Genomic DNA, 25,997 nt, shown 5'->3' with positions numbered 1-25,997 from the left:
AGATTAATTGAAAACGCTTGAAATCGTAGGAAACCAATAAAAATTGTGAGGGAGCGTATTCTGACATACGTGACCGAGGAATTTTTATTGGTTTGCATAGATTGCGGGCGTTTTAAATAATCTTAAACGCCGATAGCTTCATAAATCAACGGCTCAACAACCGCCTCTTGCGGTTCAATCACAAATGCTTCATGAATTTCAGCAATAACATTTGGGATATCTGTTGACTGGCTATGCACATAACACAATACATCACCAGCATTTACATGTGTGCCGACTTTCTTGTCTAAAACAATACCAACGGCATAATCAAGTTGATCTTCTTTGGTAGAACGTCCGGCACCTAAAAGCATCGCTGCATGACCAATTGGCAACGCAGTAATTTCTTGGATATAACCATCGCGCTCACTTTTAACCGGAATAATATGTGGTGCATGCGGAAGTAAACTGGTATCGCGAATCATCGCCACATCGCCGCCTTGGGCACCAATAAATTCGCAAAGTTTTTCAAAAGCTGAACCATCTGCTAAAGACTGTTCAAGTTTTGCCCGAGCTGTTTCAAAGTTAGGTGCGGCCCCTGCTGCAACCAGCATGTGCCCACCCATTGTTAAACAAAGTTCAGTTAAATCTTTAGGACCTTCACCTTTTAAAGTGTTAACGGCTTCTTCAACTTCAAGTGAATTACCAACCGCAAGACCTAGTGGTTCTTGCATATTAGTTAGAAAGGCAATCGTTTTACGATTAACCGCATTACCAATTGCTACTAAATTTTCAGCTAAAAGACGGCCATCTTCAACAGTTTTCATAAAAGCACCGCTGCCGACTTTTACATCTAAACAGATTAAGTCACTGCCGGCAGCAATTTTTTTTGACATAATTGAACTGGCAATTAATGGAATAGAATCTACAGTTGCGGTTACATCACGTAAACCATACAACTTTTTATCAGCTGGCGTTAAGTTCCCGCTTTGACCGATAACAGCAATCCCGATTTCACGAACCTGACGAATAAACTCGTCTGGTTCCAATTCAGTGTGAAAGCCTGCAATAGACTCAAGCTTATCAACAGTTCCGCCGGTATGACCTAAACCGCGACCGCTCATTTTGGCAACTTTTACACCGCTTGCTGCCAATAATGGCGTCAATACTAATGTTGTTTTATCACCAACGCCACCGGTAGAATGCTTATCAACTTTAATACCTTCAATTGCTGAAAGATCCAAACTGTCACCGGAATTAACCATTGCCATGGTCAAATCCGCCATCTCTTGAGCAGTCATCCCTTTAAAATAAATAGCCATCGCCATAGCACTCATTTGATATTCAGGAATTGTTCCATTGGTATAGTTTTCAACCACCCAGTCAATCTCTTTTTGTGAGAGTACTTTACCGTCACGTTTTTTTTCAATTAAATCCACCATGCGCATTGTTTAGTCACCAATCCTTCACTATATGATTTTTGTTGTTTTTAAAACACAACTCATTCTTCTATTATACAATAATCAGCTAAAAATGTATCCATAAAATAGAATTTACAATAGATTTTTAGTATAATATAGAAATAGGACAACTTTACTTAGGGAGGCAATCACAAACCATGGCACAAATCACCTTTGTCCGCCACGGACAAACCGAATGGAACCGCATTGAGCGTGTTCAAGGAAAAACTGATAATCCATTAAACAATAATGGGAAAGATCAGGCAACTAAAGCAGCTCCAAAATTAAAAGATACCCAGTGGGATGTCATTTATTCAAGCCCGCTCATTCGTGCATTACAAACGGCACAAATCATCTGTGATGAACTGGATATCGAAGAACGCATCCATCTTGAAGACGGATTTGCTGAACGTAATTTCGGACCACTTGAAGGCGGCAATTACGACGCTTTCCGCGAAGCAATGGACAACAAACTTGAACTTGATGGCTTAGAAACTGAAACTGAAATTATGACCCGGGTGCGCACCGCCGCCGACAAAGCAATCGAATGGTATCCAGGCAAAAACATTTTAGTTTTCTGCCACTCGCATGTCATCAAAGCAATGCTCACCAGTGTCGACCCGGAACACTATAACTTCCGCAGTCCACTGGCAAACCTTGCTATCGTCACTTTTGAATACGATGGCAACGGCAATTACCAATTACTTTCGATTGAATAAAATTTTAAAACCGCCGGGTTCTTCATCAGGGAACCCGGCGGTTTTCTCTTTCTCGCTAAAACAACTACTGCCGCTCCATCAAATCATCAACCTTCTTATGCAGCTCATCAACCGATGCCTGCAATGCCTCGTGACGCTGCTGATTAGCCCGCACCTTCGAATGAATCGCAACTCCGGTTCCGGCGGCAATTGATGCCCCGAGCGCACTCAGCACATTCGTATAGTTACCAAGAATAAGCTGCATCATATTCGAAGGCATAAAACCAGCCAAAGCCGGCACCAAAGCACAGATTGCCGGAAACACCACTAAATACAAAAATAAAAAAAGATAAATGAAAATCGAAACCTTACTCGATAGCCACCGCGGAATATTATTCAAAAACCGTTCCATCACACATCCACTCCCTAAAAATAACTACCCTAAGTATACCGCTTATGGTGAAAAACACCAAACCAAAAGGAGTCAGGCTAAGCCTGACTCCTTTTGCCGATATAATTCCAGTATGCTTCCATACCGCCGAGAACATTTATTACCTGAAAACCTAATTCATGCAAATGTTCGGCACCGCATAAACTTCTTCCGCCGGATTCACAAATCAAATAATATGTCTTTGCTTTGTCAAAGAAGTTATCCGGATTCAGCAGCACACCCATCAACGGCACATTTCTGCTGCCTGGCACATGTCCTGCCTCAAATTCATCTTTTTCCCGCACATCAATTAATTCAGCATCATTTGTTGACGCTGATTCAATATGGCGCAGGACATCCTGTATTGTCATGCTATCCATAAAATCCCTACCTTAAGTTAAATATGTTTCTATTATAATATAGCTGATATTTTTTCTCAATTAAAATGATCGCCATTAACAAAAAAAGAACTCTCATGGGAGTTCTTTTTTAAAACTTATTCAATTAAGCATTAAACTTGCGAGCGTTTCTCCTTAACAATTAAGCCATAACGAGTCAACTGCCGTAAAAAGGTTTTTTCAAACTGCTTATGGTAGCTGCCTTTACGATTACCAATAATAATCATAACAATCGCACATGCAATTATTAGCAGCGGTAATAGCATAAACAACAAGCCCAGTTCAAACTCAAAGCTCATAAACATTACTGCCATACCAAATAATGCTGCTGACATGATTATTAGAAATATCCCGGCTACAATTTTTAGCGTGCGGCCACGCGGAATAAATTGATAATCAATCCGCGAATAATGATCATTAATCGCAACGATAGTAATATCAATTTGCTGATATAACGAGTGATAACTGCCACCAACAAACAGCTGCGCCACAGGAAATATTCGAATCGTATTGCCATCACGCTGGTATTGTTCATTTTTAAGCATTCCCTCTAACGCTCGCATAACATCATCCGCTGCCAGGCTCAACTCTGCGCTAGAGCGAACCCAGCTTGGAAAAAATGTTGAACTTGCCTCTATATATGTCATCCTACATCCCTGCTTTCATCTGTCCAATAGCAACAGCACTAAAAATAATACCGAAAAGAAATGCCAGTGGAATAAAAATCCCGGCAATATCTACGCAAGCAGTCACAATCAAAAAGTTTGTTCCTGGCAAATTAACAACCTCAAATTCACTATGGTTTACCATTGTTCTATTAACCAAAGCAGCTACTGCAATAACCACAGCCAATAAAACCACTATTAAGATCATCATTACCGCGATACTCTTTAAAAAATATCCGGTAAAAAGCAACAACAAAAATACTGAACTGCTCATTAAACCAGCTATGCTGGTAAGCAGCCAAAAAATTGCCAAGCGTATCCCGCGCTCGGCAATCTGTCCGCGATCAACATTTAGCAAATCCATGCTATTCAGCTGCCAACTCTTCTTTAAATTCCATCTCTTGCTGAGATTCCTTAATTTTACGCATTGATAATCCTGATAAAATAATAGTAATTAAACCAATAACAAAGGCAAAAACTGAAAACACCATCATTACAATTGCCGAAGCCAGTAACAATGCGCCACCCTTAATGTTATTCTTTTGTAACTGAATAAACGTTAAAATTGAAAGCACCAGCAACACTGCCGCCACAACCATATAAACAATCCATACAAAAAATGTTATCTGTGCCGAACCAAAATTATTAAGCACAAAAAATGCACCCCAAATAATTAAAGCCACTGCAATCAGAACTGTATTCAGCAAAACTCCATTCTTAGCAACTTTTGCTCTATCCATAACGAATCAAATCCTTTCAAAATTGTTCCCAATTACTATACAAAATTTTCCATCAAATATCCATGTTCATTTGGTGAAAATTATGAAGAAAAAGACCAAAAACAAACCCAGCCGGCTTCATGCCGGCTGGGTTTGCCAAATTCTCCCTAGCTATCCAAATCACTTTCTGCATACAAATGCTCAAAAAATGCATATAACTGATCTCTATCCATAATATCCGCGGCATCAATTAATTGCTGAGGATCACTCAAGAGAAAATCATACTTTGCTGCTAATTTATAAAATTCCTTGCTGACTGCAGTATTGCCATCCCGCAAAACAATTTCATAATCATCAAAACGAATCTTTACCATCATCGAATAATTTTTAATCAATGAACCGGAAAGTCCGCGACGAACACTCAGCTCAATTGATTGAATATCAGTATAAGCAACCCGTAAAAATGGATGCTCAAACTGTTTCTTGCCAATAACCGGATAGCCATAAAAAGATAACTCATCGTCACCTAACACACAAGCTGCCGTTGCCTGTAAACCAAATTGCGACGAAGCCAAAGGACGTTCACCAAAAACGAAATCACACCACATACCACCGGTATTCAGCACCCGCAACATCACTGCATTAGCACGCTCATCCTTCTTCAAGCCCACAAAATACTCGCGCGGAGCCAAGTCCTTGTGCTGCTCCTCACTCTTGATAGTCTTATCAATCGTCTTCAGCACCTCAGTCAACTTCACCCGCTGCGCCTGCAACAGCTCCCGCTGCCGCTTCAACTCAGCAACCGGGCTCAAACCCTCTTGCTGCATCTCACGAATTTTCTCCAACGAAAATCCTAGCTCCTTATAAAACAAAATTTTCTGCAAAGTCTTAATCTGCTCGTCATCATAATAACGATAACCATTCTCATCAATTTGCGCCGGCATCAAAATACCAACCTTCTGATAATGATACAACGTCTTAACACTCACCGATGAAAGTTCGGCCATCTGTTTTACCGTATACATAAACCTGCACATCCTTTCTATCCTCACTATAACCCCCGTCCTAAGGTCAGAGTCAAGGGAAAAACTAAAAAAACACGCAATTATTGAAATCGCGTGTTTTTACAAAGAATTCTCCGGTTTTTGCGGCAACTTCTTATCAGGTGTACCCTTAGCCAGCATAATATAAATCGTAAAGATGACTAGAATAATCGCCATCAAAACAATAGCACCACCAATCATAATTAAAGCAATCCATAATGCAGTTGTAATCGCCATTGCTTCCGCCTCCAGTCAATTTCTATCTCAATTATACCCAGAACCAAGCAAAAAGGCAAGGAACGATGCTCTCGTCCTTGCCCTCTGCCAAATATGGTTCAAAGCGCTTTAAGTGATTGAATGAAAATAGCTTATTCAATAAAAAATGCCTTGACGCTTAAGTTGTTTTATTATATATATTTGTCTATTTTTTTCTACGCACTAAAATGACTGTTGCAATAGCTGTTACAGCTGCACCAGCTAAAGCAAACTCAACACTGTTTTCACCAGTATTAGGTAATGTACTGCTTGTTGTTCCTGTTGAAGTGCTGCTTGCTGAATTTGTCGGTTCAACTGCATTTTGATTAACAAAAGTTGTATATCTGATTTCTTGCGCACCATTAAAGATAGTATTAATACCATTTAATGTTACCCGATGCGAAACCAAGTACTCAACTGAACTAGTGTTTTCCAGTCCGGTCCATGAAATTGTATTGCTTGCAGCATCATAATTGCCATCATGACTTACAGCCACAACTGTCATTGGTGTTCCATCCGGCGCAATAAATTCATTGATTGCCGTACCATCAAAATCCGAAATTTGATAATACATATACTGATCGGTAATTGCCATGACGGTTAAATTTGTTAACCCTTGCAACGGCCGAAAATCAGTAATTATATTTTGGGTAACATTGATTTTAGTCAATTGTGTCATTGATGCTAATGGAGTAATATCCTGAATAATATTATCGCGTAAATCAATCTTAGTCACATTTACTAAATACTCAATCCCTGTGATATCTTCAATTCCCAGACTAGCTAAGCTAATGCTGCCGCTAATAGAAGCTAAATCTCCTTGAGTCAATATATCATCAGCATTACGGCTGCTACTCACTAAACCGTTCAACGCCGCTTTCAATGCTGGATCCGAAATAGTTACTTCATCACCAGATGCAAATACTGATACTTTATTATCTTCTTCATTTTTCTCTTCAGTTACTGCGTTATTTGCAGTTCCCGCCGCTTCATTAGAAGCGCTCTCATCCAAAGTATTTTCATCAGAAACATTTACATTTTCCCCACTTGTTTCTGTACCTGTGTCCTCAGCAAAAACTGTCGGTGCTACACTGCCGCTTAATGCTGCAATTGTAAGCACACTCAACAAAACTTTAAGTTTCTTCATTTATCCTTTTCCTCCGTTATAACTTTACTCGAATCCAACACCTTTCATCCTATCAAGTTATTCACTATCAATCCCTTATTTTTACTTGTTTTCCCATATTCTACATTTTATTATACTACTAAGCGCTATTTTTCACAATACATTTTTAAACTATTAAACTTTTTCCAATCACTTTACTTTCATTTATTATATCAAAATGAAAATCATCAATCACACCACCCAACCCTGGGTTAAAATTGAAAAGCGAGTAGTCGCACCGACTACTCGCTTTTATCTTTTATAAAAAAATTAATCCATCATCCCTTTGCCCTCAAGAATCTTATGAGTATACTTCTCAATCCGTGCCGTTCGCGTTGCCGACTGCTTCGCCTGCTCAAAATGCATAATATATGCCTTCTGCCGTCCTGGTGTCAACGCCTCGAATGCCGTCCTAAAAATCGGATCCTGCTCAAACTTCGCCGTCAACTCCTCCGGCACCACCAACTCTTGCGGCGCTTTCGCTTCCCGCTTCGCTCCGGAAACTTCAACAGCAACAGCCTGCTCAACATACTTCTTAATAATATCCTGCTTCGCCAGAATATCATCAACATCAGTAAACCGCATCTGTTTCGCCGCTTCAGAATTCTCACCAACATTCACCAACACATTATCCGGATCAATCATTAATCCGCCCTTCATAAAGAGCAAGGCAAAATAAGACTTGAAGCCCTGAATCAAGGCAATATTTTTCCCTTCATGAGCGTAGCAGGGCTTCCCCCATTTCAACTCCTCATCAAGCCCGGTGCTCAGCATCACCGAACGCAAAGCTTCAGTCTCATCCTGCCACATCTTTAACTTACTCATATACACATCCACTTTCGGATTCAAACCAGCCATTCAAAGCCACCTCATTATTCAAATTTCTACCTAGCTATTTTACCGCAAAACCCATCTCTTGCCAAGCATTTACGAACCAATTCAATATTAAAAAAGCACCTCGAAAGGTGCTTTTATCAATTCTTATAAAAAGTATTGAACTTATTTTTTACGTCTTATAATTACTACACCAGATAATGTAAGTAGTACAACACCAATTGCTAAAAATTCTAATTCACTTGTCCCTGTTGAAGGTAAATCTGCATCATCAATGACGTGAACAATAACAGTTGCATTCGTTTCTATTATTTCTTTTTCTGTTTCTTCTACTGCTGCTACTGCACTAGCACCTGCTGCCGCATGATTAATATTCAATTCAACTGGAATACTTGCAATATTATTAGTCAATCCTAATTGTGTAACATCTGCAGATACTGGCATCGCATATGTACCACTAATATCTGTTTTTGCTCCCACTGCATTAGAATGTTCTAAAACATATGCTTCTAGAGTTCCATTGACAATTTGTTTTTGCAATTCACTTAAAGTAATTGTCAAATCATTTCCTTGAATATTATAATAAATCAAGTTTTCTCCAACTACTGCTTGGACGGTAATAGTTGTTCCTTTGGCAGTTGTAAAAGTAACTGGATAATAACCTTGAAGTGGTTTTACCTGCGAAATATCTACTGTTGTAATAGTAACTTGGCTTCCATCAGATATTTGCCACGCATACGCTTTAGCAAAGTCAATTGCTTGATTTTCGGTTAAATTGTCAGCTGCTTCTAATGTCAAACTAAAGTTATCAGCAATAATCATTTCGTTATCATTAACAATTGGCACATTAATATAATCAACAATCGCCTTCACTGTAATATCCGTTCCTTTGGCAGTCGCAAAAACAACATCATATACGCCTTTAGTTGCTTGTACAGCACTAATATCAACTGTTGTAATTGTTACTGATGCACCAGTTTGATGCTCCCAGGCTTTAGCGGCAGCAAGCGTAACCGCTTCCGCTTCCGTCAAAGTTGCTGCTTCTGCTTCGGTTAAATGAAAGTTGTCAGCGATAATACTCTCATTATCTCCCGCTACTGGCGGCAATGTATAATCTACAATTGCCTTTACAGTAATTGATGTTCCTTTGGTAGTTGCAAAAACAACGTCATATACACCTTTTGTTGCCTGAACTGAACTAATATCTACAGTTGTAATTGCAACATCTTGTCCACTCACATGTTCCCAAGCTTTAGCACTTGCGAATGTCACTGCTTTATCAGTTGTCAATGTTGCCGCTTCATCGATTGTCAATATAAAATCATCTGCGATGATACTTTCATTATCTCCAACCACCGGCGGATTTACATAATCAACAACTGCTTTTACGGCAATTGTTGTTCCTTTAGCAGTTGCAAAAGTAACATCATATACACCTTTAGTCGCTTGTACCTTAGAAATATCAATTGTTGTAATAACAACGTCTGCTCCAGTCTGATGTTCCCATGCTTTTGCTCCAGCTAACTGTACTGCTTGTACTGGAGTCAACGCTGCTGCCTCCGCACTTGTCAGGTTAAAATCATCCGCAATAATACTTTCATTGTCTCCAACTACAGGTGGATTTACATAACCAACAACTGCTTTTACGGTAATTGTTGTTCCTTTAGCAGTCGCAAAAACGACATCATATACACCTTTAGTTGCTTGAACTTGGCTAATATCGGTATTTGTAATTGTAACATCCGTACCGTCATCCGTACTCCATGCCTTAGCACCGGCTAAACTTTCTGCTTGTGTCACAGTCAACGCTGCTGCTTCCGCTTCGGTTAATTTAAAATCATCTGCTACAATAGCTTCATTATTCATTTCAACAGGAATATTAACATAATCTACTAAATATTTTCTAAAGTTAGTAACTGTGTTATAATCACTGTCCGTTACTGAATAATTAATAGTATAAATTCCCTTTGCAGTCGTTGTCACACTTCCGGTATTTGAAATAGCACTAGTCAAATCTAAATCTTCAATATCAGTAGCAGTCACACCAGCCATAACATCTGGTACTGCCGCATTTACATCCAAACTGATATTCTTAGGATTAACGGTTAACACCGGAATATTTCCTGTATTAATTTGAACTAAAACCGTTTTAGCGGTACCACTATTAAGTGTATAAGTTACATAGTATTTGCCGGCTTTAGTGCCATCATAACTTGTTATTGCATTATTTTCATCTTTGGTCTCTGTTGTTTTAGTGGTAATTTTTTGACCTGTGGTCAAATCCCATGCAGCATATTCAGTAACTTGATCCAAAGATTTTCCTGCAACTTCTGTTGGAAGATAGCTTCCGCCCACAGCGTAAATCATTTCTGTATTATCTTCATCGTTAGGATCATCAGTTTTTGGTCCGAAAGTAGTATCATCATCATAAACTATTACTTTATTTTCTTTTATAATTCCTTGATACGTATATGATACTGTATAAACACCGACTTTTTGTTGAACATTGTTCTTGTCAACTTGAACAGTAGCAGTTTCAATCACACCACTTTTCAAATTCCATGCTTTCACTTGAGCAGCAATTAAGTAATCTAACGCTGCTACATTATTGACATGCACACGAATATCCTTTGCAAAAATAGCATAGTTGCCATTTTCAGGATCTGGTTCCGTATCTGTCATTGTATTTTCATCAAGCACATTAACTAAAGTACTAATTGTAGTCTGTAACATTGAACTGTCAGTAACGCTGAAAGTTACATCGCTATTAGGTCCGACCTCATAAGTGTTTTTTCCAGCAATTGGCGTTAAGCCAAATTTAGACCAATCGATTGTAGTATTTTGGTAATCGCTGTTCAGAACATTTTTGTTAACTCTGGATAATAGTGTTTCGTTGCTGGTAAAATCATCAAGTCGATGATTTTCTAAATCGTTTGTACCATTTTCCATATCCTTTTTAACAAAATTCAGCATTGCCATATCAACATCTGTTGCACTTGCATCTGAATTTACTCGAACATTAATATAACCTGGCACCGGTAGCTTAGGAGCATAATCTAGACTTTGATCAAAAGTTCCAAAAAACGCCTCAGTTCCACCTAATAAACCGGTTGATGGATGTGGGAATAAATCAAAATCATTACTTTGTCCCCAGGCAGTTGTTCCATAAACGATTATCTTTTCCGGATTTCCCGGCATTTCTTTAATATTCGCAATTGAATGATTTACTTTTGTTTCAATAAAATTTGCATTAACAACTTCAAAGGTATTACCAACTTCTTTTAGTTCTGCAATAAAACTACCTCTTGAAGTAGCATAACCAGCAAAATCTCCTACTGGATTGCCTTGCCCTGAAATATATAAATTCCCGGAATTTACAGATGGATAATACATACTCGAAAAACTTGCATTCATTTCTGCACTAAACGTTTTCTCTAATAAAACTGTTCCTGAATTGATATCAATTCTCTGCAAAATCAGTTCATTATTTTGTTTATATGAAATCAATGGGTTTCCTTCAGATGATAATACTGAGAACGAAAGTCGATTTGTTACAGGAATTAATTCTTTAATTGGATTAAAGCTTGCATCATACAGCCACAATTCTGTATAATCTGCTGTTGATGCATTGACATTATCGGTTTCTTGTTCAACGAACTGCAAAATGTGATTACCGTTATCAAGCAACCAAACATTTAAAGCCATGCGATTGGTTGCAATATTACTGTTAAGCGGTGTTGGTTTGGGAATACTGATGTGCCCAACAAAGTTTTTGTTAGCATCAAATTCTTGTAAGTAAGCCGTAGAGATTTTTGCTCCCGGTACCCAAACAGTCTCACCACGAAACTTATTTGCAATCAATCCACCTTGCCCATACATTCCTCCAGAAACACCTGGCGGCAATGGAATACTCGGTTTTTTAGTTAATGCTGGTAGAAAATTCCCGTCTTTATCAAAATAAACAAATTCCGCATCTTGGGTGATAAACCCATATTCACTCTGCCCTGGTGTCTGATTTGGTAAAGCAGTCAGCGATAAGAACATTTTATTATTTAAATAACTATTTACTTCTTTCGTACTAATAAGATTAAACTGTGCATCAAACTTTGATACAAATGACATATTCCCACCAGTTCCACTACTTGACGCAGCAAAACTTGATACCAAGTAGCCACCATCAGAAACCTGTACATAACTCGTAATAGCGTCATCAGTTATTGTTGCCGGTACCCCAACGTGCTCAGCCACTGATGTAGAAATATAGCTTCCTTTGGTAGGATTGGCATCCACCCGCCGTTTATACCCAGACAATTGTGCGTATCCTCCGCTTATTGGAGAATCACTTTTTATTGTGTAATCATCATAATTATTTCCGCCGGGTAAAGTAATATCATTGCTTGGATGAGCATTCACATAAAAACTTTGTGATACAAAAGCAGTCAATACAATACTAGCACTTAGTAACAACTTCAATGATCCTTTAAAAAAGCGCTTCATCATTATTCCTCCTAAAAATTTTAAGTCATACTTCAAAAATATTAAAAGCTCCGTTTGGGCAAACCAAACGGAGCTTAATCATACCCGCCCTAAAATTAATGCCAAACGTTTCTATAATATCCTTGTATCTATATCATATCTAACTACTTGACTGGAATATATGAATAAAATAAGAAAATTGTTAATAGTATTCATAAATGTTCACTTCCTTCATATTATCAACATACATTTATCAACAAAGTGAATCTAAGTTATTAATCCAAATAAAAAAACACTACTTAAAAGCAGTGTTTTTCTAATATTATTTTCTTTTTGAATTGATGATGACATAAGCACTACCGCTAATCAAAAACAGCATACCGCCTAAAACGCCCTCAACATAGCCACTTCCGGTTTCCGGCAGAACATTCGTTCCGGGAACCTTAGTGTAAATGTAAATAACATCCTGATGATTTTGTTTAAAGGTTCCGCTCACCGCCGCAGATAATGGATCCATCATTTTAAACTCATAGCCATCAATATCAAGTTTTTCAGTCTGATAAGCAGCATTGACAGGACCGCTCATTTTTTTAGCATCAGCTAAGATATTTCCTGATTCATCCAAGTAGTGGGCAGTCACTGTTGAGACATCTTGAGCCTTCTCAAAGTTTGTTAATATAAATTGACTGCCAAGCGCATTCTCACCCTTTAAATCGTGATTAGTATAGCCGCTCTTCCAATCTGTTTTTGACATTGCAAAATCAAAATCAGTCTGACTCTTGCTGACATCAATAATTGTTCCAAGTGCCAAATCATCTGTTAGAACAACAGACGTTCCGGCAACAACCTGCCATTCTTTCATGCCCTGTCCATCAATTGAAATATATAATTGTTCTGAACTATTTGCCAGATTAAATCCGGTCGCATTATCTAACTGATTTGAAAAAACAAAACGTCCGTTTGCATCTGTCTTTGTAGATGCAATAATGCTTCCATCAGCTCGCAGCAAATCAACCGGCACATCAGCAATCACCGTTGCCTGATCCCAAACCGGCATATCAGCCTGATCTGCCAATTGTTGATATTTTACTGTTCCGCTAATTTCTGGATTAACAATGAAAATTCGCTGATAATTCGGTGTTGCTGCTGCATTTGCACTTTTAGAATCAAGCCATTGAGCTAAACCTTCGGTTCCGGCTTTTTGTGCCGGAGTCAATTTATCATAATCAATACGAATCTCATGAGTAACATACAATGCAACACTTAAATCTAATATCGTATCTCTGGTCATCTCATATTCAACATAATACCCTTTTAAATCAACATCATTTGCATAATATCCTTTTGCATCCAGCTCGCCGGTAACCTCTGAAAACGTTGTACCATCAGAAGTCACATAAAGTTTAATATTAACTCCATAAGCACTATAAATATCAGCTAAACTAGTAGCCGTATTACCTACTCCGGTTTCAAGACGCAAAGTTCCTTTTTTAATCAACTGCGTCCCATTGTCAGGAGACATAGTATAAAATTTATATGAGCCAGCATTCCAGTCACGAATATATGAAATATAATTAATTCGCTCCAAAACCTCATTAGTATTATTATAGTCCAGCACATGCCCATACTCGGCACTTGTTTCAATACCCTCAATAACTGCACCGTGGCTGCTGCCGCCGGCAAAAACAGAAGTCGTATTAAAAAGGGTCATAAACCCCAAACTTAAGACAAAAATCGTTGTTATCATTATTTTTTTCACGAAACATTCCCCCTTCATACAATAATTATATCTAAAAAATCACGAAAAAAACCCCAAATGTTTGGGGCTTTTTTCAACTTAATCACAAGCTAAAACTGTAATTCAATATCATTCAGGTTAATACCATTCTCAACAGCAAGACTTTGCAGACCTTCATATACGCTAGGAACATCAATAAATTTTGCCACAACCAGTGACCTACGTGCAAATGCATTCACTTCATTAATATCAGCATTATCAGTATGTAAACAAATAGCTTTATACATATAAAATACAGGCAGATGAACGAACGATTTCATTTCAAATGATTCTTTAATACCAGCTTCAGCTAATACTAATACCTGTTGATAATCTTGCTTAGCATAATAAATATTCGCCAGAGCTGTACGCAATAACATAACCAGCGGTTCATAATGTTCAACCGGATGCACCTCTAAATATCCTAACATATGCTCGGCTATTTTCAGATACTTGTTGCTGCCGTCGGTGACTTTTAACAACAAATTTACCGCATTTACTTCCCAACGATTATACATTCTTCGATTTCTTTCAGTGTATGCATTATTCACATCAAAAGTTAGGCTGAGTGCTTCTTCTAACATCACTTGCGCCTTCTTATTGTCACAATTCTCAGTAAATGCATAAAGTGCCGCTTTAGCGAACATGACAACCTGTTTATCACGAGTTGGCAATTCATAAACCGCATTTGTTGCATAAAAATCATCAACTATTATTTGTGCATTCGCTAAATCTATAACCCGTAAATACTGATTCAACTCAATAATCTTCTCGCTATAATTTTCCAGCTTACGGTTTGCACCACGAGCAACTAAATAATCAACGGTTACTCCTAATCGACTGCAAAACGACACTAAAAAACGAAAATCATAATTTTTGGTAATATTATTTTCAATATTACCATAAGTATTTTCGGAACAAATCCCCTCAAACACCTCTCTTCTTTTCAAACCGCGCTCTTTTCTAATAGTTTTAAGCGCAGTTCCAAAATCAAAATCCAAGTACTCATTATCCAATAAACTTTGCATGTTGTAGCCCCCCATTTTTTACTTACATTATATTCTATAACATTTCCGGTTTTTTTTCTAATAAAAAAACTACTCTTCCGAGTAGTTTTCGTTTTTTGTCCCCACAAATTAATAAGTTGCTTGTCCAGAAAGTTCCTTTTCTTTACGGATTCATAAGATGAATATTGAGCCTCGACAAGCAACCATAGCTGAGTTCATCTTCAAACTTAAGAACTCATATATAGTATAACTTATTAAAAACTCTGTCACTATTCCCTAATTTGTATAAAAAAGTCTACAATTTTATTAGAGCAATCTCAGAAATTACCACTATATGTATAATTTATAAAACCTATAAGCTACAATAGTCAAGAAGGAGGTGTTTTTCATGTTACGATTTTTACTATTGATCTGGATTGGTCATTAATTGCAAAAAGGACAACTTATCGAAGTTGTCCTTTTTCTAATATTATATTGTATCGTTCTAACTCAAAAATAATTGCCTGATAAAACTCAGTCATTCCAGTTACCTTGCAGAAATCCAAAGCATCTTTCATATCCTGGATCCCCTTTTCCTGATCCTGATTTAACATATACAAACTTAAACCCTCAGTGAATAAAAAACTTGGAATAAACTTTGTTCCTTGCTTCTCCAATGCAACTTTATATCCAACTTTTGCATAATTATATGCCGCTTGCCAATCATCATTCTCATAGCAATATGTGCTAATACCATTTAGCAATAACATATATGCATGATAATCTCGTAACATTTCTGGAGTCTGCTCTATCCAATCAATAACTCGATTCGTTAACTCCAAATGTTTTTTTGATTGGTCAAATTGTAAAATAATATTAATTAACTCCATTTCTTGGTGAGTAAAATATCGCGCTTTATCTTTATAAGTTTTATATAAAGCTTCATTTGCAAGATGATGAGCGTATGAAAAATTTCTATCAACATGTTTAGCAATTTCAATTTTTATTATATCAACATACTGTTGTTCATGAATTGGCAGTTCGTTATATATATCTTCGCTAATTAATTCTAATTGTTTTTTAGCTTTCTTCCATTGGTATGTACTGAAATAGTCTTCAATTGTTTCTTTAATATTGTAATAAGTTCTATTATTCTGATACCTAACATTGGAAATTAACTCTTCCATATCAATCCCTAATTTATTAACTAGTGCCAACAATAGCTCAAACGATGGTGATGTTTCGTTTGCTTCTATCCGTACTAAAGTATTTATATTACAAATTCCGTTACTTAATTGTGTCTGTGATATCTTCTTGGCGCTTCTTATTGACTTAATTTGTGTCCCCACACGAAACTCAATAGCCATACATATTCCTCACTAATCCTCTCAAAATTTTCTATCTATCTTGTCCTATATAATACCATTTCGAGCGTTATTTCGCAATATTCTCCCAATTTAACGATTATTCACACTATTTACTATGCACTTTAGCAAAAATGCAATAATCACAATCATTGCTTTATCCTTATTTCATAAAATCAGCTTCACTTCAAACTTGCAATATATATATATCTTCATCTTCAATAAATCCGATGTATTCAAACCCAAGCTTTTTAAGTAATGCTATCGAAGCGACATTTTCTTTGTCAACACCAGCTTTAATATAATCAATATCCTTTCTAACTAATTGATCAATCATTACTGATACTACCTCATATGCGTAACCTTGCCGAGCCATATCCGGACTAATAGAATAGCCGATCAACATAACTTTGCCTACTTGTTTAAGGTAAAAATCACCAATTAGTATATCTAACTCATTATGAATAATTGCCAGTTGTATGCCTTCGTAAAGTGTATGCTGTGTATTAAGTAGTCCTTCTATGTATTGCTGCTCAGACAACCCTTTAAACCCTTGGTATTGCATCCATTCCATATTATTTCGATAAGCCATAAACGCTTTGATATCACTTTTTTCGAACGGACGAACACTACAACGTTGAGTAGTTATATTCATAATTGACCACCTGTTTCATACATTTATAATGTTATTTTATCATAAAGTAAAAAAATTTGACAATCACCATAAATATGATAAAATAACATTAGTTACGTAACAATTGTTTTTTAAAAATAGAGGGAGAGATTACTAAATGCCACCTAAAATAAAAATAAGCAAACAAAATATCATTGACGCAGTCTGGGATATAACGCGTCAGCAAGGATTTAAAGCAGTTAATGCCCGAGAGATTGCCAAAAACTTAAATTGCTCAACTCATCCTATCTTCCGAGAATATACTGATATGGACGAACTTAAAAATGAATTCATTAGCTTGGTCGAAGCATTTTACATTCAATTTTTTTCAGCCGTAGAAAAGAACGAAAATTTTATTGCAAATGTCGGAATTAAATATGTTGAGTTTGCAATAGATGAGCCGCAATTATTTCACCTACTCTTCTTAGAAGATAATTATAAGGGCGCCAACTTTATGGATTTTATTGAAAATAAAAATGAAAATGAATATCTATCAACTGATTTGCCAGAACTTGGATTTGATCTGGATAGCAAGGCTGCAAAACAAATATTCATGAATATGTGGTTGTATGTTCACGGCATTGCCACATTACTAGTAACAAACACTCTTAAGATGGATTTCACTGAAATTACTGACATAATCCAAGCAACAATCAATGGCTTTATCACAATACTAGAAACTAATGTAAAGGATGAAGTTTAATGGATAATAAAGTACCTTTCATAGTATTATGGGCAGTGGTTATTTTGCTATATTTATTAGGTGATGTCTTACGTTTATATAGTGGTGATTTTAATCCCAGCAGCGGAACAATTGGTGGACAAAAGATAACCCAATTAATGTGGTTTGGTATTGCCTTAATGATGAGTCTGCCAATTATTATGATGATTGTTAATATTTTCGTACCAGTACCGTATATTCTCTGGATTAACATTGTTGTTTCAGTAGTTTTATTTCTCTTTAACCTTATTGGACTCCCAAGTTATAAGTCTCTTTATGACATCTTTTTAATTATCTTAGGGCTGATTGCAAATATAATTATTATAATTATTGCAATCAAAGATTTACTCTATTGAAAGAAGGAAACAACTAATGAAAACAGAAATGATGAAAGTAGCGGCTTGTACCGCTTATAATGATATCTCAGCAATAAAATTCTTAGAACAACCAATTCCTATTCCAAAACCTAATGAAGTACTTGTAAAAGTCTCAGCTACAACAGTAAGTGCAGGCGACAAATCCATCTTTTCATTAACCCAACCATTTATGAAAATAATTTTTGGTCTGAAAAAATTACGTCAGCCTATCTTAGGAAGTGAATTTTCTGGCACGGTTGTACAAGTTGGCGATGCTGTCACTGATTTTTCTCCCGGTGATAAAGTATTTGGCTCAAGCGATATAAAATTTAAAGCCCATGCCGAGTATAAATGCATAAACGAAAAGAAGGCAATTGCAATCGCACCAAATAACCTAGATATTAATTCAGCAGCAGCGTTAGCCTTTGGGGGATGTACAGCTCATACATTCCTAAACAAAGCGAACATCAAGAGTTGTTCAAATGTATTAATTTATGGTGCGTCGGGAGCGGTAGGAACCGCAGCGGTGCAGTTAGCAAAAGCCTACGGTGCAAAAGTCACCGCAATTGCAAGTACCAACAACTTAGGCTTACTAAAAGAACTCGGTGCCGATCAAACCATAGATTATACTTTAACTGACTACAAGAATCTATTAGGGCAATATGACATTATCTTTGATGCAGTCGGAAAAATGGATAAAACAATTTTAAAGAACGCTTTGCAACCTGATGGTCGCTTCGTAAGTGTTGCGAAAGGATTATCCAGCGAAACAAAAATAGCACTTAATTTTATAAAAAAACTTGTTGAAGTAGGAAAGTATAAGCCAGTCATTGACTCAACCTACGATTTCGATAATATTCAGGAAGCTTTTAAACGAACCATTACGAACAAAAAAGTTGGTAATGTATTAGTTATAGTTAATAAAAGTGATAGTTAAGAGTTACTCTGCTATCACTTTATTATTTTTCAACATCAAAAAAAGCAATGACCGAAATCATTGCTTTATCAATTCTCTATGGAGGTGCCAGACGGATTTGAACCGACGATCAGGGAGTTGCAGTCCCATGCCTTACCACTTGGCTATGGCACCATAGTCCAGTAAGCGCGTTACCTTCCTTATTATATAGTATTTCCTATTGCTTCACAAGCCTTTTTAGAGAAAAAACAAAATGCTTTTTGCCATGACGACGCAAAAAGCATTTTCCTTTATAATCAATCGCTATGATTCATATAATCAGGTTCTAAAATATGACGCAGAACCAGAATATTCGCACCAATCGAAACAACATCGTCACCAAGTTGTGAAAACACAATCGGCACTGCCCGCTCTTCCAAAGTAATCGCTCGCGCTGCCACGCGCTCGCGAATCAGCGGCAACAACATCGGCTCAAAACGACTAATCTGCCCGCCAATAACAATCAAATCACTGCCAATCGCATGCAAAATATTAACAATGCCAATGCTCAAATACGTTGCCAACTTATCAAACTCATCATGCACAATCTCATTTCCTGCCTCATACTCAGCCTGCAAACGCGCATAATCATACTTTGGCAACGGCTCCAAACCACTAGCTGTTAAGCGCTCATTAATCCGCTTAAACACCGCACGGAAGCCGGCCAGCGTCTCCAAACAACCACGATTCCCGCAACGACACGGCTCACCATGAATATCAAGCGTCATATGACCAAACTCACCAGCCACTGAACTATTACCATGAATCAACTGTCGATTGATGACTAAACCGCCGCCGATTCCTTGGTCGACCTTAATGGTCGCGAAGGAATCACAATAACGTCCGGCACCAGACCAAAATTCAGCCCAGGTCATCACGCGCGAGTCATTCTCCAAATAAGACGGCACGTCAAAACGCGCCTCAAATTCCTGCTGCAAAGCCACATCATGCAACTGATAATAAGGTGAAAAAATTACATTTCCTTGTTTATTATCAATAATTCCATGAGCCGCAATACCAATACCAAGCAAATCTTTACAATCAAACTGCTGCATAAACATCTCCGTTTTTTCCAGCAACAACTCAGTAAAAGCATCCTTATTCATACCGGCAAATAACTCGTGGGTTTCCTCAGCTAAAATGACGCCTCGCAAATTTGCCTGCGTCAACTTAAAATAATTTGGCGCAATATGCACGCCAATAGAAAAGAACTTATATGGATTCAGCGAAAGCAAAATCGGCTTACGACCACCAATTGACTCGCCGGTCGTGGTTTCAATAACCAAACCATCGTCAATCAATTCCTTCACCATCGAACTCACTGTCGGCGGCGTAAGTTTGGTTACCTTAGCAATCTGCGCTCGTGAAACCGGCTCGCCAATAAAAATTTGCTCAAGCACTGCCACTTTATTCGTACTTTTCATTGTCTGAAAACTTCCCGCTGCCATTTCTAAAATCCCTCTCTTCGTTCCATCAGTTAATCAACAACCAATCACAAGATAGCACCTTTAAATATACTTCTATTATCTCAAATTCCGGCCCACTAATCAATGCGCATTACTTTACCATCGCTTATCTCTAACTTCATTGCAAGCGCTGTTGCTGACGAGCCGCCAGCAAGTACTTGCAGGCGACCATCCGCAACCTCAAACTGCATACGCTCATTCCAATATCCAAAATATGCATCGCTGTCTACTTCAAAACGCACCACACGCTCCTCGCCGGCTTCAAACCAAAGCTTCCGGAAATCCTTTAACTCTTTCACCCGGCGTGTCACAATTCGACTATTCGCTTTTACATATAGCTGCACCGTTTCAAATCCAGCAATAGCACTCACATTCTCTACCGTCACTTCGACACGACCATCAACAAAACGCATATCCTTATATACAAACTGCGCATAAGACAAACCATGACCAAATACAAATAAAGGACTGCCGCTCATATCACTATAATCAACCAAAGCACCATTATCCTTATAATTGTAATACACCGGCAATTGAGCACTGCTCCGCGGCAATGAGGCCGGCAACTTCCCGCTTGGATTCACATCACCAAACAACACCTCAGCAACTGCCTGACCACCAAATGGACCGGGATACCAAGCACAAACAACACTACCCGAAACCTCACTCACTTCTGACAACGCATGTGGCCGCCCTTGGATAATCACTGAAACAACCGGCTGTTTGCTCACCGCCACAACGGCGTCAAGCAAATCAAGCTGCGGTTGCGGCAAACATAAGTCAGCAACATCCATATTTTCACCGCAATTCATATCAGCACCGCGACTGCTTCCGATTACTGCGCCATTACTGTCAAACTGCATATTAAAATTACGCGTGCTTGAGCCACCTAATACCAAAACCACCTGATCTGCCTTCGCCGCAAGCTCCGCCGCCGCTGCAATACCACCATCAATATAAGACTTCACGCCACATCCCGGCTGATAACTCACCTGACCATCAACTGCCGCTGCAATTCCTTGGAACATAGTCACTCCATAATCATCACGTTGCGGTGAAGTATAGTCACCAAGTTGATTATACAAATGATTAGCGTTAGGACCAATCACTGCAATATGCTTAATATCCTTTGACAACGGCAACTGCTCATTATTTTGGAGGAGTACAATTGCCTCGCGGGCTGCCTGCAAGCTCACCGCTTCGGCACCCGTCTTATCAAACTCAACCACCTCAAGCTCTTCATCAAACAATCCAAGCTCAAACTTCAACGTTAAAATTCTAGTAACTGCCTTATCAAGTACAGCTTCATCAAGTAAACCGCTGGTAACACTCTCACCAGCATGAGTATAAGCATCATCCCATAAACTGAGATCGACACCAGCCTCAAGCCCAAAAGCTGCCGCCTGCTTACCATCAACATCATCATTTCGTAAACGGTCCAGCGCCACGCCATCAGCCATAACAAAACCATCAAAGCCAAGTTCATCACGCAACACATCGGTTAGCAACCACTTATTGGCATGACATGGCATACCATCAATTTCATTGTACGCCGCCATCGTCGCCTTTGCTCCGGCACCAATTCCTGCCACCATTGGCAGCAAAAAGATTTCCCGCAACTCACGCTCACCAATTACAGCTGCCGCTGTATTGTGACCGCCCATCGGCTCACCTTGAGCACAGAAATGTTTCAACACCGCAACTGTTTTAGTACTATCAATTTTTCTTTGCAAACCAGCAACAACTGCAGTCGTAAATATTGATGCTAAATACGGATCCTCGCTAAAGCACTCTTCACTGCGGCCCCAGCGCGGCTCCCGCAAAACATCCAGCGCCGATACCAATCCAAGCTGTACACCTTTATAATGTAACTCTGCGGCAACTGCTGCTGAAACCTGCATCTGCAGTTCCGGATTCCAGGTTGATCCCATACCAATATTCGTCGGATAAAGCACCGAATCCAAAGCCTGATGGCCATGCGGAACTTCTTCCGATAACAATAACGGTATTCCTAAGCGAGTATGCTCACGCACATACGCTTGGAGCATGCGGGCAACCTTTAGGCTGTCCGCATGCGGAATCCCGGTTTCATGATTCACCCGTGACCAAGGGTCAGCACGGAACACACCGTATAAGCAACCAATACCGCCGAAACGGGCAACTTCATCTTTAAAGTAATCAGTAAGTTCATAATCATCATCAACTTTTTGATAACTTTTCCACCCATAAAGTCGCTGATTAATCTGACCGACTTTTTCATCTAGTGTCATTCGTGACAATAGGTCTTCTACCCGTGCTGAAATCGGTGCCTCTTTTTGCTTATAGAGTTCCATAGTGCCTCGCTCCTTCGCGTATTTTTTAAAAATAGAATAATTGATTGAAAGCGATTCACGCAAGGTACTAGCGCGAGCGCGTCGAAAATCAAAGTAATTTTTCCCAACTTTTCCACAAGGGACTAACTGCGTGTCGCAAGATTGCAAATACTTTTCAACAATTATTTATGCGTCAACTTCATCCTGAACAACCAACGTCCGGTTGGCAATTAATACGAACGGCAAGTAAACTGCAGTTCCAATAACAATCAACAAGAATGCCAATACTGCTGAACGCCAGTCACCACCGGCCGCTAAGAATGCCGATAATACCGGTGGCGTTGTCCAAGGTACAATAACGTAAGTATAGCCAACCAAACCAAGTGCAGTTGCAAAATAAGCAATAATCAGATTTATTGTTGGTACCAAGACAACCGGAATCATCAAAATCGGATTCAAGACAATAGGCATCCCAAACATAACCGGCTCATTAATATTGAAGAAACTTGGTACAATTGAGAGCTTAGCAATTGCTTTGTAATCTGCCCGTTTTGAGAAGATAAATACAGCAATCAATAAACTGATGGTACAGCCACCACCGCCAATAATTGTGTATGCATTGATGAAAGGTCCGGTAACAATATTTGTTGGTTGCAAACCAGCAGTAACTGCTGCTGCATTTTGAGTAATAGCTTCCAATAATACCGGCTCAGTAAATGGCGACATAATTGAGCTTCCGTGAATCCCGAATGCCCATAGTAAGTTTTGTACAAACATAATCAAAGTAATCCCCGGTAATCCTTGGAACAAACTTTGTAATGGTGCCTGAATCACAGCATTGATAATCTCATAAATATTCATTGCAAAGAATGATTTTAAAATAAATGCTAAAATTGCAAACAATAAAATTACAAATGCAGCCGGCAAAAGAATTAGAAATGATTTTGCCACTGCTGGCGGAACTTCCTCAGGCATCTTAATTTCAAGTTTACCACTCTTCATTAAACGTATCAATAACTCAGAAGCCAGAAGTCCGACAATAATTGACACAAACATACCTGATGCTGAAGTAAATGCACCATTAAATACACTCACATCAACACTACCAATTTCAGCAATCTGTAACGCAGTCGTAACCGGCATCACCGCTACCACTGAAGCCAAGCTCACAAATCCAGGCAAGAAACCATCCATACCAGAATTTTGTGCCAACTTATACCCAATACCATAAGCCACCAACAATGCCAAAATATTCAGCGTTGCTGCCCAAACACTAACACCAATCTCTTTAAACTGGGTTAAATCCAAAGTGTTTGCTAATGGACTTCCCGGCCCAAACAACCCACCCGGATCATTACTTAACACCACATTATTAATCAGTACCATAAATGAACCAATAATAATCAGCGGCATCAAACCTATAAATGCTTCCCGAATTGCCGCCAAATGACGTTGTGCAGTCATCTTCGAAGCAATCGGAACCAAAAATTCTGTAATGCGATCAATCATTGAAATCGCTCCTTTCATAATAAACCCTCTCTTAGTTAAAATAATTAACAAAGTGTTTCTATACTTATTCTATCATGATGAAAAAGCGTTTTCAACTACTTTTTAAATTATTTTTATAAAGTTATTTTGTGAAAGCTAAAAAACACGGTCTTGATGAGACCGTGCTTTTAAAATTCTCTTAACTAATCAGTTTTGCGACGTTTGTTCACTAATAATAGTAAGGCTGCCACAATCGTCATAATTACACCGCTTAGCATCGCCAGCAATATATTTTGTCCGGTAACTGGCAATCCTGGTGTTTTTGTGTCATCAGTAACACTTACAGTAATTGTTGTTACAAGTCCCTGTTCAGCATTAGTTGTTGCAAAAGCTGCAACTGAAGCATTCGGATTAAGGTAGCTGATAGTAACGAGCTGATTACCAACAACCACATTCGCCAATAATGTTGTTGTATCTACACGTAACGGTGATAGTTCAACATTTTGGTCGCCGTCCCAGGCAATTGCATTTGCCCGATTTAATACTTCTTGTTCTAATGTACCGTTATCAATAAATTGATTGAGTTCACTCATTGATAATTCAATATTATTTGCCTTGATACTCCAAATGCCCTCAGCAATCAGATCCTGCCAATGCGCTTGCAATTGCAATCCGCCTGCTGGCATTGCGATTGTTCCTGAGTATTTCACTCCATTCGCATCAAACCAACCTAAGAATTTATAGGCGAACTTGCTCGGTGCGGCAATTGTTGTAAGATCAATATTGCTATCGGTTGGCGCTGTTATCGCTACAATTGTTCCTGCTCCATCAGTATCAAAAGTGATGGTTTGGTCAAGTGCAGTCCAGTGAGCAGTGAATGTTAGCCCACCTACTGGTACCGTAATAATGCCGCTGTATTCTGTGTTACCAATAAACCAGCCGTCAAACTGGTAACCGGCACGAGTTGTACTTATAGTATCCAGATCAATGGTACTATCAGTAACTGCAGTTATTGAATTAACACCACTGCCGCCAGCTGTATTAAAACTGATTACTTGTTGTGCTGCTGTCCAATGAGCGATTAAATCAAGTCCGCCAACTGGCATAGTAATTGTACCACTATGTTGTACATCGCCGGCATCAAACCAGCCAATGAAGTTGTAACCCGGTTTTGTTGGTACCGTAACTGCGTCCAGATTTACTGCACTATCAGTCGCTTGCACAATATTTGCCGGCTTGCTTGCTGCATCGCCGCCGTTTACATTGAAGGTAATCGTTTGATTATCGGCACTAAATTGCGCATAGAGCGTAACATTTGTTGCCGGAACTTTGTCAGTAGCAAAATTCCATTGTGTTCCACCACTTGCCTGCGTAAACCATCCGGTAAACGTATATCCAGCTTTAGTTGGTGTTGCCGGCTCAGTAATTGTACTATCATATGTCAATAATTCAGTTGTAATTGTGTCTTGGTTATTAAAGGTAATTAAATAGCTGTTAATTGTATATTGAGCATGTAAGGTCATATCACTTGCTGGCATTGTTCCAGTGGTGAAATCCCATTTGGTACCGCCGCTTGCCGCGGTGTACCAACCGTTAAATGTGTAGCCAATTTTTACTGGTGCAGTTGGCTCAGTAACTAAAGCATTATAAGCAACTGACGCTGTTGTAGCGGCTCCCTCATTATCAAAAGTTACTATATAGTGCGCCCATAAGGTGCTATTTCTATCGCCAGGAGTGGTATTTGATTAAAGAGAAATCAAATTGACTAGCCGTCTTA

At 38.6% G+C, this 25,997-nt stretch carries 23 protein-coding genes and 1 tRNA gene; 4 read left to right on the top strand and 20 right to left on the bottom strand.

Annotated elements, in window-relative coordinates:
- Positions 1 to 122 precede the first annotated feature (122 nt).
- Entirely contained in the window at positions 123 to 1,427 is a 1,305-nt protein-coding gene (locus FEZ08_RS10145) for a pyrimidine-nucleoside phosphorylase (RefSeq protein WP_138192003.1), read from the bottom strand.
- Positions 1,428 to 1,597: 170 nt separating this feature from the next.
- Here FEZ08_RS10145 and FEZ08_RS10140 point away from each other — a divergent pair, with 170 nt between their 5' ends.
- Positions 1,598 to 2,158 carry a histidine phosphatase family protein gene (locus FEZ08_RS10140; protein ID WP_138192001.1) on the top strand — a complete coding sequence of 187 codons (561 nt, stop codon included), beginning with the start codon at positions 1,598 to 1,600 and terminating at the stop codon, positions 2,156 to 2,158.
- A gap of 64 nt (positions 2,159 to 2,222) precedes the next feature.
- On the opposite strand, the gene FEZ08_RS10135 is transcribed toward FEZ08_RS10140, so the two are convergent.
- From FEZ08_RS10135 to FEZ08_RS10075, 14 genes are all read right to left on the bottom strand, one after another.
- Complete coding sequence (locus FEZ08_RS10135; RefSeq protein ID WP_138191999.1) at positions 2,223 to 2,549, bottom strand: hypothetical protein; 327 nt, start codon at positions 2,547 to 2,549, stop codon at positions 2,223 to 2,225.
- Positions 2,550 to 2,626: 77 nt separating this feature from the next.
- Positions 2,627 to 2,947: a rhodanese-like domain-containing protein gene (locus tag FEZ08_RS10130; protein ID WP_199288073.1), complete on the bottom strand. Its 321-nt coding sequence runs from the start codon at positions 2,945 to 2,947 to the stop codon at positions 2,627 to 2,629.
- A gap of 131 nt (positions 2,948 to 3,078) precedes the next feature.
- Positions 3,079 to 3,612: a hypothetical protein gene (locus FEZ08_RS10125; RefSeq protein WP_138191997.1), complete on the bottom strand. Its 534-nt coding sequence runs from the start codon at positions 3,610 to 3,612 to the stop codon at positions 3,079 to 3,081.
- Position 3,613: 1 nt separating this feature from the next.
- Positions 3,614 to 3,994 carry a hypothetical protein gene (locus FEZ08_RS10120; protein ID WP_138191996.1) on the bottom strand — a complete coding sequence of 127 codons (381 nt, stop codon included), beginning with the start codon at positions 3,992 to 3,994 and terminating at the stop codon, positions 3,614 to 3,616.
- A 1-nt stretch (position 3,995) separates the two neighbouring features.
- Positions 3,996 to 4,370, bottom strand: a complete 375-nt coding sequence (locus tag FEZ08_RS10115; protein ID WP_138191994.1) for a hypothetical protein — start codon at positions 4,368 to 4,370, stop codon at positions 3,996 to 3,998.
- Between the two features lie 146 nt (positions 4,371 to 4,516).
- The gene (locus tag FEZ08_RS10110; RefSeq protein WP_171015032.1) at positions 4,517 to 5,374 is read right to left on the bottom strand and encodes a MerR family transcriptional regulator; all 858 of its coding nucleotides are present in this window, start codon (positions 5,372 to 5,374) and stop codon (positions 4,517 to 4,519) included.
- A 99-nt stretch (positions 5,375 to 5,473) separates the two neighbouring features.
- Positions 5,474 to 5,629: a hypothetical protein gene (locus FEZ08_RS12225; protein ID WP_171015031.1), complete on the bottom strand. Its 156-nt coding sequence runs from the start codon at positions 5,627 to 5,629 to the stop codon at positions 5,474 to 5,476.
- A 184-nt stretch (positions 5,630 to 5,813) separates the two neighbouring features.
- Positions 5,814 to 6,794 (bottom strand): leucine-rich repeat domain-containing protein, encoded by a 981-nt coding sequence (locus FEZ08_RS10105; RefSeq protein WP_138191990.1) that lies wholly within the window; start codon positions 6,792 to 6,794, stop codon positions 5,814 to 5,816.
- A gap of 288 nt (positions 6,795 to 7,082) precedes the next feature.
- Positions 7,083 to 7,670 carry a YdeI/OmpD-associated family protein gene (locus tag FEZ08_RS10100; protein WP_138191988.1) on the bottom strand — a complete coding sequence of 196 codons (588 nt, stop codon included), beginning with the start codon at positions 7,668 to 7,670 and terminating at the stop codon, positions 7,083 to 7,085.
- A 141-nt stretch (positions 7,671 to 7,811) separates the two neighbouring features.
- Positions 7,812 to 12,146: an LPXTG cell wall anchor domain-containing protein gene (locus FEZ08_RS10095; protein WP_138191986.1), complete on the bottom strand. Its 4,335-nt coding sequence runs from the start codon at positions 12,144 to 12,146 to the stop codon at positions 7,812 to 7,814.
- Positions 12,147 to 12,444: 298 nt separating this feature from the next.
- The gene (locus FEZ08_RS10090; protein ID WP_171015030.1) at positions 12,445 to 13,881 is read right to left on the bottom strand and encodes a MucBP domain-containing protein; all 1,437 of its coding nucleotides are present in this window, start codon (positions 13,879 to 13,881) and stop codon (positions 12,445 to 12,447) included.
- An 89-nt stretch (positions 13,882 to 13,970) separates the two neighbouring features.
- A complete protein-coding gene (locus FEZ08_RS10085; protein ID WP_138191982.1) occupies positions 13,971 to 14,927 on the bottom strand; it encodes a helix-turn-helix domain-containing protein in 957 nt (318 codons plus the stop codon).
- Between the two features lie 422 nt (positions 14,928 to 15,349).
- Positions 15,350 to 16,252 carry a helix-turn-helix domain-containing protein gene (locus FEZ08_RS10080; RefSeq protein WP_138191980.1) on the bottom strand — a complete coding sequence of 301 codons (903 nt, stop codon included), beginning with the start codon at positions 16,250 to 16,252 and terminating at the stop codon, positions 15,350 to 15,352.
- Positions 16,253 to 16,436: 184 nt separating this feature from the next.
- The gene (locus FEZ08_RS10075) at positions 16,437 to 16,904 is read right to left on the bottom strand and encodes a GNAT family N-acetyltransferase (RefSeq protein ID WP_138191978.1); all 468 of its coding nucleotides are present in this window, start codon (positions 16,902 to 16,904) and stop codon (positions 16,437 to 16,439) included.
- Positions 16,905 to 17,040: 136 nt separating this feature from the next.
- Between FEZ08_RS10075 and FEZ08_RS10070 the strand changes: the two genes are divergently transcribed.
- From FEZ08_RS10070 to FEZ08_RS10060, 3 genes are read left to right on the top strand one after another with little or no spacing between them, the layout of a single operon-like run.
- Entirely contained in the window at positions 17,041 to 17,625 is a 585-nt protein-coding gene (locus FEZ08_RS10070; protein WP_138191976.1) for a TetR/AcrR family transcriptional regulator, read from the top strand.
- A complete protein-coding gene (locus tag FEZ08_RS10065) occupies positions 17,625 to 17,999 on the top strand; it encodes a DUF6326 family protein (RefSeq protein WP_277871043.1) in 375 nt (124 codons plus the stop codon). The genes FEZ08_RS10070 and FEZ08_RS10065 overlap by 1 nt, the downstream gene beginning before the upstream one ends.
- 16 nt (positions 18,000 to 18,015) lie before the next feature.
- Positions 18,016 to 18,936: an NAD(P)-dependent alcohol dehydrogenase gene (locus tag FEZ08_RS10060; protein ID WP_138191971.1), complete on the top strand. Its 921-nt coding sequence runs from the start codon at positions 18,016 to 18,018 to the stop codon at positions 18,934 to 18,936.
- A 79-nt stretch (positions 18,937 to 19,015) separates the two neighbouring features.
- Here FEZ08_RS10060 and FEZ08_RS10055 read toward each other — a convergent pair.
- The 5 genes from FEZ08_RS10055 to FEZ08_RS10035 form a co-directional block, all read right to left on the bottom strand.
- Positions 19,016 to 19,089 (bottom strand) — tRNA-Cys (locus FEZ08_RS10055).
- Between the two features lie 122 nt (positions 19,090 to 19,211).
- Positions 19,212 to 20,378: an ROK family transcriptional regulator gene (locus tag FEZ08_RS10050; RefSeq protein ID WP_171015029.1), complete on the bottom strand. Its 1,167-nt coding sequence runs from the start codon at positions 20,376 to 20,378 to the stop codon at positions 19,212 to 19,214.
- A 119-nt stretch (positions 20,379 to 20,497) separates the two neighbouring features.
- On the bottom strand, positions 20,498 to 22,753 hold the full coding sequence (locus FEZ08_RS10045) for a glycoside hydrolase family 3 N-terminal domain-containing protein (RefSeq protein ID WP_138191967.1): 2,256 nt from the start codon (positions 22,751 to 22,753) through the stop codon (positions 20,498 to 20,500).
- A gap of 165 nt (positions 22,754 to 22,918) precedes the next feature.
- Entirely contained in the window at positions 22,919 to 24,259 is a 1,341-nt protein-coding gene (locus tag FEZ08_RS10040) for a PTS sugar transporter subunit IIC (protein ID WP_138191965.1), read from the bottom strand.
- A gap of 164 nt (positions 24,260 to 24,423) precedes the next feature.
- Entirely contained in the window at positions 24,424 to 25,917 is a 1,494-nt protein-coding gene (locus tag FEZ08_RS10035; protein WP_277871044.1) for an InlB B-repeat-containing protein, read from the bottom strand.
- Positions 25,918 to 25,997 lie beyond the last annotated feature (80 nt).

The sequence above is a fragment of the Culicoidibacter larvae genome, assembly GCF_005771635.1.
GTDB classification, from domain to species: Bacteria; Bacillota_I; Bacilli_A; order Culicoidibacterales; family Culicoidibacteraceae; genus Culicoidibacter; species Culicoidibacter larvae.
The sequence above is the reverse complement of the archived record's forward strand: the minus strand, read 5'-3'. Positions and strand labels throughout refer to the sequence as shown.

Excerpts from the sequence above, each read along its gene's own strand:
- FEZ08_RS10145 (WP_138192003.1), bottom strand. The coding sequence starts at position 1,427 with ATGCGCATGGTGGATTTAATTGAAAAAAAACGTGACGGTAAAGTACTC.
- FEZ08_RS10140 (WP_138192001.1), top strand. The coding sequence starts at position 1,598 with ATGGCACAAATCACCTTTGTCCGCCACGGACAAACCGAATGGAACCGC.
- FEZ08_RS10135 (WP_138191999.1), bottom strand. The coding sequence starts at position 2,549 with ATGGAACGGTTTTTGAATAATATTCCGCGGTGGCTATCGAGTAAGGTT.
- FEZ08_RS10130 (WP_199288073.1), bottom strand. The coding sequence starts at position 2,947 with ATGGATAGCATGACAATACAGGATGTCCTGCGCCATATTGAATCAGCG.
- FEZ08_RS10125 (WP_138191997.1), bottom strand. The coding sequence starts at position 3,612 with ATGACATATATAGAGGCAAGTTCAACATTTTTTCCAAGCTGGGTTCGC.
- FEZ08_RS10120 (WP_138191996.1), bottom strand. The coding sequence starts at position 3,994 with ATGGATTTGCTAAATGTTGATCGCGGACAGATTGCCGAGCGCGGGATA.
- FEZ08_RS10115 (WP_138191994.1), bottom strand. The coding sequence starts at position 4,370 with ATGGATAGAGCAAAAGTTGCTAAGAATGGAGTTTTGCTGAATACAGTT.
- FEZ08_RS10110 (WP_171015032.1), bottom strand. The coding sequence starts at position 5,374 with ATGTATACGGTAAAACAGATGGCCGAACTTTCATCGGTGAGTGTTAAG.
- FEZ08_RS12225 (WP_171015031.1), bottom strand. The coding sequence starts at position 5,629 with ATGGCGATTACAACTGCATTATGGATTGCTTTAATTATGATTGGTGGT.
- FEZ08_RS10105 (WP_138191990.1), bottom strand. The coding sequence starts at position 6,794 with ATGAAGAAACTTAAAGTTTTGTTGAGTGTGCTTACAATTGCAGCATTA.
- FEZ08_RS10100 (WP_138191988.1), bottom strand. The coding sequence starts at position 7,670 with ATGGCTGGTTTGAATCCGAAAGTGGATGTGTATATGAGTAAGTTAAAG.
- FEZ08_RS10095 (WP_138191986.1), bottom strand. The coding sequence starts at position 12,146 with ATGATGAAGCGCTTTTTTAAAGGATCATTGAAGTTGTTACTAAGTGCT.
- FEZ08_RS10085 (WP_138191982.1), bottom strand. The coding sequence starts at position 14,927 with ATGCAAAGTTTATTGGATAATGAGTACTTGGATTTTGATTTTGGAACT.
- FEZ08_RS10080 (WP_138191980.1), bottom strand. The coding sequence starts at position 16,252 with ATGGCTATTGAGTTTCGTGTGGGGACACAAATTAAGTCAATAAGAAGC.
- FEZ08_RS10075 (WP_138191978.1), bottom strand. The coding sequence starts at position 16,904 with ATGAATATAACTACTCAACGTTGTAGTGTTCGTCCGTTCGAAAAAAGT.
- FEZ08_RS10070 (WP_138191976.1), top strand. The coding sequence starts at position 17,041 with ATGCCACCTAAAATAAAAATAAGCAAACAAAATATCATTGACGCAGTC.
- FEZ08_RS10065 (WP_277871043.1), top strand. The coding sequence starts at position 17,625 with ATGGATAATAAAGTACCTTTCATAGTATTATGGGCAGTGGTTATTTTG.
- FEZ08_RS10060 (WP_138191971.1), top strand. The coding sequence starts at position 18,016 with ATGAAAACAGAAATGATGAAAGTAGCGGCTTGTACCGCTTATAATGAT.
- FEZ08_RS10050 (WP_171015029.1), bottom strand. The coding sequence starts at position 20,378 with ATGAAAAGTACGAATAAAGTGGCAGTGCTTGAGCAAATTTTTATTGGC.
- FEZ08_RS10045 (WP_138191967.1), bottom strand. The coding sequence starts at position 22,753 with ATGGAACTCTATAAGCAAAAAGAGGCACCGATTTCAGCACGGGTAGAA.
- FEZ08_RS10040 (WP_138191965.1), bottom strand. The coding sequence starts at position 24,259 with ATGAAAGGAGCGATTTCAATGATTGATCGCATTACAGAATTTTTGGTT.